Source organism: Amycolatopsis sp. NPDC047767 (assembly GCF_040704195.1).
Lineage (GTDB): Bacteria > Actinomycetota > Actinomycetes > Mycobacteriales > Pseudonocardiaceae > Amycolatopsis.
The window spans coordinates 42261-55755 of the sequence record NZ_JBEYSJ010000017.1; the positions used below are offsets into that span (position 1 = coordinate 42261).

Annotated in this window: 11 protein-coding genes and 1 pseudogene; 7 read left to right on the forward strand and 5 right to left on the reverse strand. The window is 72.2% G+C overall.

Going from position 1 to position 13495, the window contains the following annotated elements; genetic code table 11:
* Positions 1 to 64: 64 nt before the first annotated feature.
* A complete protein-coding gene (locus AB0878_RS27975; protein WP_366583215.1) occupies positions 65 to 1273 on the reverse strand; it encodes a cytochrome P450 in 1209 nt (402 codons plus the stop codon).
* Positions 1274 to 1313: 40 nt separating this feature from the next.
* The gene (locus AB0878_RS27980; protein ID WP_366583216.1) at positions 1314 to 2018 is read right to left on the reverse strand and encodes a TetR/AcrR family transcriptional regulator; all 705 of its coding nucleotides are present in this window, start codon (positions 2016 to 2018) and stop codon (positions 1314 to 1316) included.
* A gap of 118 nt (positions 2019 to 2136) precedes the next feature.
* Between AB0878_RS27980 and AB0878_RS27985 the strand changes: the two genes are divergently transcribed.
* A complete protein-coding gene (locus AB0878_RS27985; RefSeq protein ID WP_366583217.1) occupies positions 2137 to 3525 on the forward strand; it encodes a replication-associated recombination protein A in 1389 nt (462 codons plus the stop codon).
* A 205-nt stretch (positions 3526 to 3730) separates the two neighbouring features.
* Here the strand turns inward: AB0878_RS27985 and AB0878_RS27990 are convergent, their stop codons facing one another.
* From AB0878_RS27990 to AB0878_RS28000, 3 genes are all read right to left on the reverse strand, one after another.
* The gene (locus AB0878_RS27990; protein ID WP_366583218.1) at positions 3731 to 5923 is read right to left on the reverse strand and encodes an FtsX-like permease family protein; all 2193 of its coding nucleotides are present in this window, start codon (positions 5921 to 5923) and stop codon (positions 3731 to 3733) included.
* Between the two features lie 98 nt (positions 5924 to 6021).
* Positions 6022 to 6717 carry an ABC transporter ATP-binding protein gene (locus tag AB0878_RS27995; protein ID WP_366583219.1) on the reverse strand — a complete coding sequence of 232 codons (696 nt, stop codon included), beginning with the start codon at positions 6715 to 6717 and terminating at the stop codon, positions 6022 to 6024.
* Positions 6714 to 7268: a PadR family transcriptional regulator gene (locus AB0878_RS28000; protein WP_366583220.1), complete on the reverse strand. Its 555-nt coding sequence runs from the start codon at positions 7266 to 7268 to the stop codon at positions 6714 to 6716. Before AB0878_RS28000 ends, AB0878_RS27995 begins: the two co-directional genes overlap by 4 nt.
* 221 nt (positions 7269 to 7489) lie before the next feature.
* Here AB0878_RS28000 and AB0878_RS28005 point away from each other — a divergent pair, with 221 nt between their 5' ends.
* The 6 genes and pseudogenes from AB0878_RS28005 (at position 7490) to ruvX (ending at position 13108) form a co-directional block, all read left to right on the forward strand.
* Positions 7490 to 8041, forward strand: coding sequence for a cupin (locus AB0878_RS28005; RefSeq protein WP_366583221.1), 552 nt, complete (start codon positions 7490 to 7492; stop codon positions 8039 to 8041).
* A 76-nt stretch (positions 8042 to 8117) separates the two neighbouring features.
* Positions 8118 to 8976, forward strand: a pseudogene (locus AB0878_RS28010) (NAD(P)-dependent oxidoreductase).
* A 177-nt stretch (positions 8977 to 9153) separates the two neighbouring features.
* On the forward strand, positions 9154 to 9549 hold the full coding sequence (locus tag AB0878_RS28015) for a DUF948 domain-containing protein (RefSeq protein ID WP_364047556.1): 396 nt from the start codon (positions 9154 to 9156) through the stop codon (positions 9547 to 9549).
* Positions 9546 to 9845 carry a hypothetical protein gene (locus AB0878_RS28020; protein ID WP_366583222.1) on the forward strand — a complete coding sequence of 100 codons (300 nt, stop codon included), beginning with the start codon at positions 9546 to 9548 and terminating at the stop codon, positions 9843 to 9845. The genes AB0878_RS28015 and AB0878_RS28020 overlap by 4 nt, the downstream gene beginning before the upstream one ends.
* Before the next feature lie 109 nt (positions 9846 to 9954).
* Positions 9955 to 12618, forward strand: a complete 2664-nt coding sequence (gene alaS, locus AB0878_RS28025; RefSeq protein WP_366583223.1) for an alanine--tRNA ligase — start codon at positions 9955 to 9957, stop codon at positions 12616 to 12618.
* The gene (ruvX, locus tag AB0878_RS28030) at positions 12608 to 13108 is read left to right on the forward strand and encodes a Holliday junction resolvase RuvX (RefSeq protein ID WP_364047562.1); all 501 of its coding nucleotides are present in this window, start codon (positions 12608 to 12610) and stop codon (positions 13106 to 13108) included. The genes alaS and ruvX overlap by 11 nt, the downstream gene beginning before the upstream one ends.
* The last annotated feature ends 387 nt before the right edge of the window (positions 13109 to 13495 follow it).

Consider the following 13495-nt stretch of genomic DNA (forward strand, 5'->3'; position numbering starts at 1 on the left):
CTGCCCGCCGCGACGCCGCCGGCGAGCGGTGTTCGCCGGCGGCGCAATACGGGTCACACGCGGTTCAGACGTTCAGGGGCAGCTTCGTCACGCCCGTCATCGCCGGGTTGGGCTGGAACGCCGGCGGCTCACCGGGAATCGTGCGCAGCGACGGGTAGCGGTCGAGCAGGATGTTCAGCGCCGTGCGGCCTTCGAGCCGCGCGAGCGGCGCGCCGATGCAGAAGTGGATGCCGCGCCCGAACGCCAGGTGCGCGTGGGCGATGTCCTCGCGCGTCGGGTCGAACGAGTCGGGTTCGGCGAACACGCGCGGGTCGCGGTTGGCCGCGGCGACCCAGACCATGAGCATCTGGTCGGCCGGGATCGTGGTGCCGCCGACCGCCACCTCGCGGTTGGTCACGCGCGCCACGGCCCCGAACGGCGACAGGTAGCGCAGCGACTCCTCGATCACCGGGGCCAGCAGCGAGCGGTCGGCCCGCACGCGCGCGTCCCACTCGGGGAACGCGTCGAGGCACAGCACGGTGTTGCCGAGCAGCATCGTGGTCGTGATGTGCCCGGCCAGCAGCAGCACCTGCGCGAAGTTCACGATCTCCGAGCGGGTGAGCCGCTCCCCGTCGACCTCCGCCTCGACGAGTTTCGTGAGCAGGTCTTCGCGCGGATTGCGCCGGCGCTCGTCGGCGTGCTCGCCGAGGTAGTCGGTGAACTTGCGGCTCACGGCCAGCTGGTCCTTCAGCCGCTTCTGCTGTTCCTCGGAGTCGTCGGTGAGCGAGAACTGTTCCGGGCTCTCGAACAGCCGGTCCACCCACTCGCGGAACAGGTGGCGGTCGCTCGCCGGCACGCCGAGCAGCTCGGCGATCACGATCACTGGCAGCGGGTAGGCGAGGTCGGCGACCAGCTCCAGGTGGTCGCGGCCGGCGGCCTCGTCGAGCAGCTCGTGGGTCAGCTCGGCGATGCGCGGCTCGAGGTCGGCCACCACCTTCGGCGTGAAAGCGCGGCTCACGAGCTTGCGCATCTTGTTGTGCAGCGGGGGATCGAGCTGCAGCAGGTTGCCGGCCGAGAGCTCCTTGGTGTCGCCGAGGGTCTTCTCGGGCAGCAGCCGCGCGGTGTCGGAGGAGAACGTGGCCGGGTCGGACAGGATCTCGTGGGCCTCCGGGTGGCCGTAGACGTTCCACGTGCCCAGCTCGGGCTTGAACTCCACGGGGTTCTCGGGTCGTTCGCCCCGCAGCCAGAACTGTCCTTCGTGGATGGTCCAGGCTTCGGGAAGTGCGGTGCTCATGGTGTGACAGCCCCAATCTGTCTTCACGGACGGGCCGGGATCAGCCGGCCTCAGCGGTGGATTTCCCTGGGTAGATCGCCGCGTGGCACGCCGAGACGTAGGTCTCGAGCACCACCCGGAGTTCGGTGGCCGTCTGCTCGACCACGGCCTCGTCGGGGCCGTGCGGAGGTTCGAAGCCGGCGCGGATCACGTGGGCGAGCGAGTCGGCCTTGGCTTCGAGGGCCACGTCCGCGTATTCCGGGTTGACGTTGCTGTAGAGGTAGAAGCCGCTGGCCGCGGCGGCGAGGGAGAAGCGCAGGTTCTCGACGTCGTCGCGCAGGAAGCCGTTGCCGGTCCAGAGGTCCCAGGTGCGTTCGGTGGTCTCCGCGGCGGCCTGCCGGGTCTGGTTCGCGGTGAGCGCGTAGTGGCCGAGCAGCTCGGTGTCGTTCGTGAGCATGGCCGACAGCAGCGGGTCGCGGACGGTCAGCAGGAACGTGGAGCGGAAGTAGCGGTGCGGCACGACCGTGCGCGGGTCGTCGCGCAGCTGGGCCGCGGAGCTCTCGAGCAGCGTGATCGACGCTCGCATCAGCAGGGCCTCGAACAGCGAGTCCTTCGTGCGCCAGTGCAGGTAGACGGTGCCTTTGCCAATGCCGGCGCGGCGCGCGATGTCCTCGATCGTGACCTTGCGCGAGCCCCAGCGCACGAGCAGCTCGGACGCCGCGTCGAGGATCCGGTCGGCGCGTTCGCGGTTCGGGTCGTCGGGCACCCGGCCTCCTCGGTTTTGACCTCCTGACCAGATTTGCTCATCTGGTCAAATCCACGGTAGCGCGGGTACCCGGGCCGGGCAAGCGGAGTTGTCGGGGTGGTCGGTTAACGTCAACGGTGTGGCACAGGACGAACTCTTCACGGTGAACCCCGACCTGGGGCCGCCGCCGGAACCGACGCGGGCCGGCTCGTCGTCGCCGGCCGAACCGCAGGCCGACCCGGCGAGCTCGCCGCTGGCCGTGCGGATGCGGCCGCGCACGCTCGACGAGGTGGTCGGGCAGCAGCACCTGCTGCGCGAGGGCGCGCCCCTGCGGCGTCTCGTGGAGGGGGCCGCGCCGGCGTCCGTGCTGCTCTACGGCCCGCCGGGCACGGGCAAGACCACGCTGGCGAACCTCGTCTCGATCGCGACCGGCCGCCGGTTCGTCGCGATGTCCGCGCTGTCAGCGGGCGTGAAGGAGGTGCGCGGCGTCATCGAGGAGGCGCGGCGGCGCCGCCAGTACAACGCCGAGAACACCGTGCTGTTCATCGACGAGGTGCACCGCTTCTCCAAAACGCAGCAGGACGCGTTGCTGGGCGCGGTCGAGGACCGCACGGTGCTGCTGGTGGCGGCGACGACCGAGAACCCGTCGTTCTCCGTCGTGTCCCCGCTGCTGTCGCGGTCGCTGGTGCTGCAGCTGCGGCCGCTGACCGACGAGGACATCGTGAAGCTGCTCGACCGCGCGCTCGCCGACGAACGCGGCCTGGGCGGCGAGCTGTCGCTGACCGACGAAGCGCGCGACCACCTCGTGCGCCTGGCCGGCGGCGACGCGCGCCGTGCTCTGACGGCGTTGGAAGCGGCCGCCGACGCCGCGTCGGCCACCGAGGCCAAGACGATCGACCTCGCCACCGTCGAGTCCACTGTGGACAAGGCCGCGGTCCGCTACGACCGCGACGGCGACCAGCACTACGACGTGATCAGCGCGTTCATCAAGTCCATCCGCGGCTCCGACGTCGACGCGGCGCTGCACTACCTGGCCCGCATGATCGAGGCGGGGGAGGACCCGCGCTTTCTCGCGCGCCGGCTCGTGGTCCACGCGAGCGAGGACGTCGGCCTGGCCGACCCGACCGCACTGCAGGCGGCGGTGGCGGCCGCGCACGCCGTGCAGTTCATCGGCATGCCCGAAGGCCGCCTCGCCCTCGCCCAGGCCACCATCCACCTCGCCACGGCGCCCAAGTCCAACGCCGTGGTCACCGCCATCGACGCCGCCCTGGCCGACGTCCGCGCCGGCCTGGCCGGCACCGTCCCCCCACACCTGCGCGACGGCCACTACGCGGGCGCCAAGAAACTCGGCAACGCCCAGGGCTACCGCTACCCCCACAACGTCCCGGAAGGCGTCCTGGCCCAGCAGTACCCACCCGACGAACTCATCGGCCGCGACTACTACGAACCCACCCAACGCGGCGGCGAACGCCCCCTCGCCGAACGCGTGCCCCGCCTCCGCCGCACCATCCGCGACGAGCGGCAGTAGCAGTAGCGGTCACTCCGTCCGGGTGACGGTGAGCGCGGGTGCGGTCAGGACGGGCCGCGCCGGCTCCGGCGAGCGAAGCCGCGGTGGTTGGGCCGAGTGCTGTCGGTGTGTCGAGCCGTCGGGTCGCCAGGGCGGTGAGCGCCCGCTCGTCGAACGCGTACGCCGCACCATCCGCGACGAGCGGCAGTAGCAGGAGCAGTAGCCCTCACTCCGTCCGGATGGAGTCGGGACGCATGGCGGTGCGCAGGGCGGGCAGTGCGAGAGCGGTTACGAGGAAGACCAGGGCGACGCAGGTGCCGGCGAGCGTGGCGAGGGTGGTCCAGTCGACGGTGACCGGTGTGCCCAGCAGGCGGGTCACCAGGGCGGCGAGGCCGATGCCCGTGCCGGTCGCGGCGAGGACGGCCAGGACGAGCGGGACGGCCGTCTGCCACAGCAACGACTTGGCCAGCACGGACGTCGGCACGCCCGCCGCGGCGAGCAGGGCCAGTGGGCGGCGGCGTTCGCGGACCTGTTCCAGCGCGAGCACCAGCATGCTCACCCCCGCCGGCAGCAGCGTGAAGAGCGAGGCCGCGTCGAGTCCTCCGTGGACGGTCGCGAACGACTCCTGGCCGGCCGTGAGCAGGTCGCCGGTGCTGTCGGACACGAAGGCCTGCCAGGTCAGGTTGCCGACGGCGTCGGCGATCTGCTCGGTCGCCTCGGGATGGCCGGGGGCGAGCCGCACCCAGGCTGCGGCGCGGACGTCCGCGGGCGCCCTCAGGCCGGCGGCCGGCGTGAGCACGACGTCGCCCGCGCTGAGCGGAACCCGTGGTGTCGCAGGCAAAAGACCGGCCGGAACGGTGTAGGTGCCCTGTGAACGCGGGTGCGCGCCGTAGTCGTGGGCGCCGACCAGCGTCAGCACCGTGCCGGGCTGGATTCGACCCGCCAGGAAGCCGTCGCCGTCCGCGCACCGGGGCACTTCGAGGACCCGCTGGATCGTCGCGCACGACGCGACGGTGATCGTGGCGCGGTCCAGCGGACGCGTCGGGTCCGCGCCGATCGTGCTCACCTGTTTCGTCAGGCCCACCTGCGCGGCCGCCGGCACCCCGGCCAGATCGGCCGCGACCCGGTCGGCGCCCGCGACCGTGGTGTCGACGGTGACCCAGTCGTCGGCCGCCGGAGTGGTGTACGGCCCCGCCGTCGACAGCAGCACCAGCTGCAGCGTGATCGACCCGGCCAGCACCACGGCGACCCCGCTCACCACCCGAGCCGGGGTGCCGCTGTCGAGCTGCAGCCGACGGACCGCCAGCTGCCACGACGGCGTGCCTCCGCGCAGCCGCCTGACCGCGCGCTCCAGCAGCCACGGCAGGATCGCGGGCACCCCGGCCAGCAACGCCGCCGAACCGGAAGCGACGAGCGCGATCCACGACGCCGTGCTCGGCTCACCGCCCGGCGGAACAGCGAACAGCACCCCGACCCCCACCACGATCGGCACGACCCGCCACCACACCCGCCGCCGCACGGGCTTGCTGTCGCGGACCACGCCCAGCGGCTCGATGATCGTGCGGCGCATCGAAAACAGCACCGTCCCGACGGCCAGCGCCGGCATCAGCACCACGATCAGCACCGTCAGCCAAAACGACGGCACGACGTCACGGGTGAACACGCTCCACCCCAACAGGTCGACGCGCGGCGCCAGCTGCCGCAGGCCGAGGAACGCGAGCGTCCCCAGCGCGAGCCCGCCGGCGACGCTGACCAGCGTCTCGGCCGCCGCGACCCGCCGGACCTGCCAGCCGCCCACGCCGGCCAGCCGCAGCGCCGCCAGCCGGCGATCGCGTTGCGCGCCGGCGATGCGGCTGCTCACCGACACGAAGATCAGCATCGGCACGAGCAACGCCACCCCGCCGACGATCGCCACGATCACCAGCGTCGGATCCGTCGAGACCTGCGGGGTGCCGCTGCCGAACGCATACACGTCCATCGCGCGCGGCCCGATCGAGGAAACCGGCGGCAACGGCCCGGTACCGCCGTAGAACGCCAGATCGGCCGGCCCCCGCAACCCCGCGTCACTGATCGTGCCGGCAACCTGCTGCGGAAACCGCGACCGCAGCCCCGGATCCGACGCCATCAGCCCGGCCAACGCGGGGGAGACCACGATCTCGCCCTCCTCGGGCAGCCGCGCGATCCCCGGCGGCACGGGCGAGTTCGCCCCGGTCCCGTGCAGGTACGCGCCGCCGATGACGCGGCCGCGGTACTCGCTGTCGTCGTGGACCACCACGGTCGGGCTCACGCCGGCGATCACCGAAATGTCGGGCAGCCCCGCGCTCACCCGCGTGTCCTGGTTGCCCAGCACGTGCCCGACCGACGCGAACAGCAGCAGCACCGCGACGGCGAGCCCGATCCCGATCGTCCCGAGCGTCACGCGGATCCACTACGTCCGGCCACCGCCGACCGCCAGCCGCACCCCGAGGGCGAAATCGCGCGGCCAGCTGGTGCGCACCGGCAGGTCGAGCAGCGCCGTCACCGGGTCGGCTCCAGTTCCCGGATGCGGCCGTCGCGGACCACGACCTCGCGGTCGGAATACGCGGCAACGCGCGCTTCGTGCGTCACCAGCACAACCGCCGCCCCGGTCTCCTCGACGGCGGACATCAGCAGGCCCATCACGCGCTCGCCGTTGAGCGAGTCGAGCGCCCCCGTCGGCTCGTCCGCGAAGATCACCCGCGGCCCCGTCACGAGCGCCCGGGCCACCGCGACCCGCTGGCCCTGCCCGCCGGACACGTCACCCGGCCGCTGGGCCGCGACGGCACCGACTTCCAGCCGGTCCAGCCATTCCCGCGCGGTGGCCTCGGCCGCGCGCCGGCGCAGGCCCGCGAGCCGCAGCGGCAGGCAGGCGTTCTCCAGGCAGCTCAGCTCCGGCACCAACTGGCCGAACTGGAAGACGAAGCCGAAATCCCTGCGCCGCAACGCACTCCGGTGCGCGTCCGACATGGTCGCCACGTCGGTGCCGGCGTAGTGCACGGCGCCGTCGTCCGGCGCGACGATCCCGGCGAGGCAGTGCAGCAGCGTCGACTTGCCCGAACCCGACGGGCCCATCACCGCGACCACTTCCCCCGCGTGGACGGCGAGGCTCGCGTCCGCCAGCGCGGGCGTCGAGCCGAACGACTTGGTCAGCCCGGTCCCGCGCAGCAGCACCTGCGGGTCTGCGCTCGCGTTCATGCGTGCTCTCCTTCGGACGATCCGGGCGCGGCGGCGAGCTTCCCGGCGAGCCGGTCGAGGCGGGCCGCGGCCAGCTCCAGCCAGCGCAGGTCGGCTTCCAGGTGGAACAGGGCGTAGTCGCCGATCAGCGCGTCGACGAGGTCGCCCGCGCGTTTGCGCCGGGTCAGCTCGCGCATCACGCGCAGGTGCTCGGCTCGCTGGACGTCGAGCACGTCGGCGGCGTCGCGGCCGGACAGCAGCGCGAGCACGACCTTGGTGTAGAGGATGTTCTGCAGGTGCGCGACCGGTTCTTCCGGCGTGCGCAGCCACGTCTCGACGTCGGTGATCCCCGCGTCGGTGATCGTGTAGCGCTTGCGGTCCGGCCCGCCGCCGGCCTCGACACCCGCGACTTCGACGAGCCCGTTTTTCAACAGCCGCGACAACGTCGAGTAGACCTGCCCGTAGCGCAGCGGGCGGTCCTGGCCGAACCGTTCGTCGTAGGTCCGCTTGAGGTCGTAGCCGTGTCGCGGGCCGGCCTCCAGCAGCCCGAGCAGAGCGTGACTGATCGACATGACTGCGACTATACATGGCAGGTATACTCGAGGTGTATAGCTGAGTTTGCGCACGTCACGCACCTGGAGTGATCAACTGTGCCGCCAGGGCAGTGTTGGTTCCCCCTTCGATCCCGCTCGCTGAAACTCCCGTGAACGTCGCCACTTTCTTCCGTATAACGGCGGAAGCGGGAATGTCCGGCCGTCGGGCCGGTTGATTCCCGGCGACGGAGGGGGTGGCGATGACGCTGCTGACGGTGTGGCCCGACGACCAGCCCGGGCACGTGCTGCTGCGGACCGAGGACCCGGGGACGATCACGGCCGAGCTGGCCCGCATCGGGGTCGAGTTCGGCCGCTGGCCGGTGGACGGGCCGCTGCCCGGCGCCAGTGAGTCCGAGGTGCTCGCCCGGTTCCGGGACCGCATCGACTCGCGCACCACGGCCGTGGGCTACCACGCCGTCGACGTGCTCGCGGGCGACTTCGGCGCGGCCGAACGCAGCCTGCCGCGCGACGAGGACCGGTTCTTCGTGACCGGCTCCGCCGTCTGGTACCTGCACGCGGGCCGCCAGGTCCACGCCGTGCTGTGCGAGCCCGGCGACCTGCTCGGCATCCCGGCGCACACCCGCCACTGGCACGACGGCGGCTCGAACCCCGGCCACGTGACCATCCGCGTGCGCCACCCGGCTTCGGGCTCGGCGACGCCGTGGGCCGAACCATTGCGCGCCGGCGACTTCCCCGGTTTCGACGAGCTGGTGGCCGGCCGCGCGTCGACCTGGCCCGCGCTGAGCCACTGACGCCACCGACGCCACTGACACCACCGACGCTTCGGGCCTGCCTGCGCGCCGGGGCGCCGGCAGGCACGATGGAGCCATGACCACTGTCGCTTTCCTGGGCACCGGAATCATGGGCCACCCGATGGCCGCCAACCTCGTCCGCGCCGGCGTCTCGCTGCGCGTGTGGAACCGCACCCGCAGCAAGGCCGAGCCGCTGGCCGCCGACGGCGCCACGGTCGTCGACACCCCCGCCGAAGCCGCGGCGGGCGCCGACGTGCTCGTCACGATGCTGTCCGACGGGCCCACGGTCGCCGACGTCTTCGCCGCTGCGGACGTCAAGGCCGGCACGGTCTGGCTTGCAGATGAGCACCGTCGGCACGGAGTGGATCGCCACGCTGGCCGAGGCCGCGGAGAAGGCGGGCGTCGTGTTCGTCGACTGCCCGGTGATGGGCACGAAGGTCCCCGCCGAGCAGGCGCAGCTGCAGGTCCTGGCCGCCGGCCCGGACGACGCGCACGAGGCCGCTGCGCCGGTCTTCGACGCCGTCGGCTCGCGCACGCGCTGGCTGGGCACCGAGCCCGGCACCGCCACGCGGCTCAAGCTGGTGATGAACGCCTGGGTGCTGGCGCTGACCAACGGCACGGCCGAGAGCCTCGCGCTCGCCCGTGCCCTCGGCATCGACCCGCAGCTGTTCTTCGACGTGATGGAGGGGACCGGCTTCGACGTCGGCTACGCGCGCATGAAGGGCCCGCTCATGCTCTCGGGCGACTACCCGGCGAGCTTCCCCGCCGCGCTGGCCGCCAAGGACGCGCGGCTCGTGGTGGAGGCCGCGGGAGACACCGTCGACGTCGCCGGGGCCGCGGCGACGCTGGCCCACCTGCAGGCCGCCGTCGACGCCGGCCACGGCGAGGAGGACATGGCGGTGCTGTACCGGGCCGTGGCCAAACAGGACGACTGATCACCACCCGAACCCTCCGCCGGCTCGCCCGGTGGAGGGTTCGGCACGGGGCACAACCGCTGGTCGGAAGCGGTTCGGATGCGCTGAGTGACCGAGCGGCGGGGCGACACCGCCGAACGGCTGGCCAGGCGGTAACCTCACTGGCACCGAAGACCCGTGCAACCCCGAGGAGGGCCCGTGTCGGCAGGGCAGATCGCCGCGCTGATCGCCGCAGGAGCATTCGTCGTGCTGGTCTTGCTGCTGGCGATCCCGCTGCTCAAGCTCGGCCGCACGCTCGACGAGGCGACGATCGCGATCCGCAAGGCCCACGAGAACAGCGACCCGATCCTGCTGGGCGCCAACGAGACGATCACCCACGTGAACACCCAGCTCGAGCGCGTCGACGGGATCACCGCCAACGCGCAGGCCGTCACGGGCAACGTCTCGGCGCTGTCCTCGGTGTTCACCGCGACCCTCGGCGGCCCGCTCGTGAAGACCGCCGCGCTGTCCTACGGGATCAGCAAGGCGATCCGCGCGCGCCGCAAGAAGCAGGAAGCGAAGGCCCAGCGGCCCGCTCGCCGGAGGAAGAAGTGAAGCGTCTGTTCTGGCTCGGCGTCGGCGTCATCGCCGGCGTCGCGCTCACCCGCAAGGCCGGGGAAACGGCTCGTCAGGCCACTCCCTCGGGGTTAGCATCGAACCTGGGCGAGGCCGTGCGCGAGCTGGCCGGCGCCGTCGGTTCGTTCGGCGCCGAGGTGCGCGCCGGGATGAGCGAACGGGAACAGGAGCTGCACGACATGGTCGAGGAACGGACCGCGTACCCCGCGCCCCACGGCGCGGGCCGGCACGCTGCCGCGCGCCCCGTCCGGCGAGCTCGCCGGGCGGAAGGCTGAGCTTCTCGCGCCCGCGAGCAGCGTCCTTCCGCCGTCGCCGCCTCCCCCTTTTTTCCCGGTCCGATCTTCGCGCCGAGCGGTGCGCGGACCCCAGCCCGAGGACACACCCGTGGACACACACGAGATCACCGAACGATTCCTGCGCCACTACGAGGCGAAGGGGCACACCCGCGTGCCCAGCGCCTCGCTGATCCTCGACGACCCGAACCTGCTGTTCGTGAACGCCGGCATGGTGCAGTTCAAGCCGTACTTCCTCGGTGAGGTGCCGCCGCCGTACTCGCGCGCGACCTCCGTGCAGAAGTGCGTGCGCACGCCCGACATCGACGAGGTCGGCAAGACCACGCGGCACAACACGTTCTTCCAGATGGCCGGCAACTTCTCGTTCGGCGACTACTTCAAGGAAGGCGCGATCGAGTCGGCCTGGGAGCTGATCACCGGGCCGCAGTCCGAGGGCGGCTACGGGCTCGACCCCGACCGGATCTGGGCGACCGTGTTCGAGGACGACGCCGAAGCGGCGGGGCTGTGGCGCAAGCTCACCGGCCTGCCGTCCGAGCGCATCCAGCAGCGCGGCATGGAGGACAACTTCTGGTCCATGGGCATCCCCGGCCCGTGCGGACCGAGCTCCGAGATCTACTACGACCGCGGCCCCGACTACGGCCGTGAAGGCGGGCCCGTCGCGGACGAGGACCGCTACATCGAGATCTGGAACCTGGTGTTCATGCAGAACATCCGGGGCGAGGGCGCGGGCAAGAAGAACTTCCCGATCCTCGGTGACCTGCCGGCCAAGAACATCGACACCGGCATGGGTGTCGAGCGCGTGGCGACGATCCTGCAGGGCGTCGAGAACGTCTACGAGACCGACCTCGTCCGCCCGGTGATCGGCCGCGCCGAGGAGTTCTCGGGCCGCCGCTACGGCGCCAACCACGTCGACGACGTCCGCTTCCGCGTGATCGCCGACCACGCGCGCACCGGTGTGCTGCTGATCGGCGACGGCGTCACGCCGGGCAACGACGGCCGCGGCTACGTGCTGCGCCGGCTGCTGCGCCGCATCGTCCGCTCCACGCGCCTGCTGGGCGTGCACGAGCCGGTGCTGCAGGCGTTCGCCGAGGTCGTGCGCGACACCATGGGCCCGACGTACGCGAACCTGGTCACGGACTTCGACCGCATCTCCGAGGTCGTGCGCGTGGAGGAGGAGGCGTTCCTCGCCACCCTCACCAGCGGTTCGCGCATCTTCGACCTGGCGGCGGCCGAGACGAAGAACTCCGGCGGCGACGTGCTCGCGGGCGACAAGGCGTTCCAGCTGCACGACACCTACGGCTTCCCGATCGACCTCACGCTGGAGATGGCGGCCGAGCAGGGCCTGAGCGTCGACGAGGACGGGTTCCGCACGCTCATGGAGCAGCAGCGCACCCGGGCGAAGGCCGACGCGGCGCAGCGCAAGCACGGCCACGGCGACCTGTCCGAGTACCGCAAGCTGCTGGAGCAGAACGGCGAGACCGAGTTCCTCGGCTACACCGAGCTGCAGGCGTCCGCGAAGGTCGTCGGCCTGCTCGAGGACGGGCAGCCGGTGCGCAGCGTCTCGGCGGGCCACAAGGCGGAACTGGTGCTCGACCGCACCCCGTTCTACGCCGAAAGCGGCGGCCAGGTCGCCGACATCGGCGTGCTGCTCGGCGACGGCGTGAAGCTGAACGTGCTCGACGTGCAGAAGATCGTGCCGGGCCTGTTCGTGCACCGCGTGGAGGTCACCGACGGCGAGGTCGGCATCGGCACCGAGCTCACCGGCTCGGTCGACGCCGCGCGGCGCCTGTCGATCGAGCGGTCGCACTCGGCGACGCACCTGGTTCACGCGGCCGTGCGCGGCGCGTACGGCAAGCGCGCGGCGCAGGCCGGCTCGCTCAACTCGCCGGGCCGGATGCGGTTCGACTTCACCACGCCCGCCTCGGTGTCGACCGACATCCTCACCGAGGTCGAGGAAGAGGTGAACGACTACCTGCAGACCGACGTCGAGGTGCAGAGCTACATCACCACGAAGGACAAGGCGCTCGAGCTGGGCGCGGTCGCGCTGTTCGGCGAGAAGTACGGCAACGATGTGCGCGTGGTCGACATGGGCGACTACTCGCGCGAGCTGTGCGGTGGCACGCACGTGGACCGCATCGGCCAGCTGGGCCTGGTGAAGCTCGTGGGCGACTCGTCGATCGGGTCGGGCGTGCACCGCGTCGAGGCGCTGGTGGGCCCGGACGCGCTGAAGCACGTGCGCAAGGAGCAGCTGCTCGTGTCGCAGCTGGCGAACACGTTCAAGGTGCCGACCGACGAGCTGCCGGGTCGCATCGAGGACGTGCTCTCGCGGCTGAAGAGCGCGGAGAAGGAGATCGAGCAGCTGCGCACGCAGCAGGTGCTCGGCTCGGCGGGCGCGCTCACCGACAAGGCGCAGGACATCGGTGGCGTGTCGGTGGTCGCGGAGGTCGTGCCCGACGTCGACGGCAACGGGCTGCGGGCGCTCGCGTCCGACGTCCGCGGCCGCCTGGGCGACCGGCCCGGCGTGGTGGCGCTGTTCTCGCCGTCCGGTGACAAGGTGGCGTTCGTCGTAGCGACCACGTCGGCGGCGCGCGACCGGGGCATCGCGGCGGGCAAGCTCGTGCCGTCGTTCGCCGAGGCCATCGGTGGTCGCGGCGGCGGCAAGCCCGACATGGCGCAGGGTGGCGGCAGCAACCCGGCCGGCGCGCAGCAGGCCGTCGAGGCGCTGCGCGCAGCGGTCGCGGGCATTGGCCGCTAGCTCCCGGCGGGACCCGGATCGGCCCGGTGAGTCCGATCCGGGCCGCGGCAGGCGGCTCGGGGTCGATGTCGGGTCTGTCCGGGTGGGGGTGGCGCTCAGCGATCCCGCCCCCATCCTCGCGAGCCCGCTCGTTACCCTCTCCCGTGATGCGAAGGACGACAGCGATCTGGACAAGCTTGCCGAACTCGTCACCGAACACGAGGTGGTCGAGGTGATCGTGGGCTTGCCGAAGACACTGGCGAACCGAGCCGGACCCGCCGCGCAGATCGCGGTGGAGTACGCCGACAAGCTGGCCACGCGGGTCGGCGACGTGCCGGTGCGCCTCGCCGACGAACGGTTGACGACGGTCACGGCGTCCCGAATGCTTTCCCAGCGGGGGGTCAAGGGACGCAAGCAGCGGGCGGTGGTCGACCAGGCCGCCGCCGTCGAGATCCTGCAGGCCTGGCTCGACGCCGCCGCCGCGCAGCGCGCCCGGAAAGGCGAGTCATGACCGAGCCCCGCGGTCCCGAGAACGAGGGCGGCCGCCGACGACTGCGCGACCCCGGCACCACGCCGCCGGGCGGACCCCGGCGCGCCCGGCGCACACCACCGCCGTCCGGCGGCCACCACGCGGCCTCTGACCCGTACGACGACGCCCCGCCGCCCCCTCCCCCCAGCGGCGGCCGACGCCGCCGTCGCGAGGCCGCGGACGAGGTGCCGCCTCCACCGGCTCCACCGGGTCCTCCCGGACCTCCTGCACCTCCTGCATCTCCGCCGGCCACCGGCCGTCGCCGCCGTCGTGAGCCCGCCGACGTGCCTCCTCGCGACCTCCCGCAGCCGTCGGGTGACCCTCGGCATGGTGACCTGCCGCAACCGTCGCGTGGGCGGGGCGCGGATC

What these genes read in the sequence shown, in the direction of transcription:
- AB0878_RS27975 (WP_366583215.1), bottom strand. Translation starts at nt 1,273, where the DNA reads ATGAGCACCGCACTTCCCGAAGCCTGGACCATCCACGAAGGACAGTTC.
- AB0878_RS27995 (WP_366583219.1), bottom strand. Translation starts at nt 6,717, where the DNA reads ATGAACGCGAGCGCAGACCCGCAGGTGCTGCTGCGCGGGACCGGGCTG.
- AB0878_RS28000 (WP_366583220.1), bottom strand. Translation starts at nt 7,268, where the DNA reads ATGTCGATCAGTCACGCTCTGCTCGGGCTGCTGGAGGCCGGCCCGCGA.
- AB0878_RS28005 (WP_366583221.1), top strand. Translation starts at nt 7,490, where the DNA reads ATGACGCTGCTGACGGTGTGGCCCGACGACCAGCCCGGGCACGTGCTG.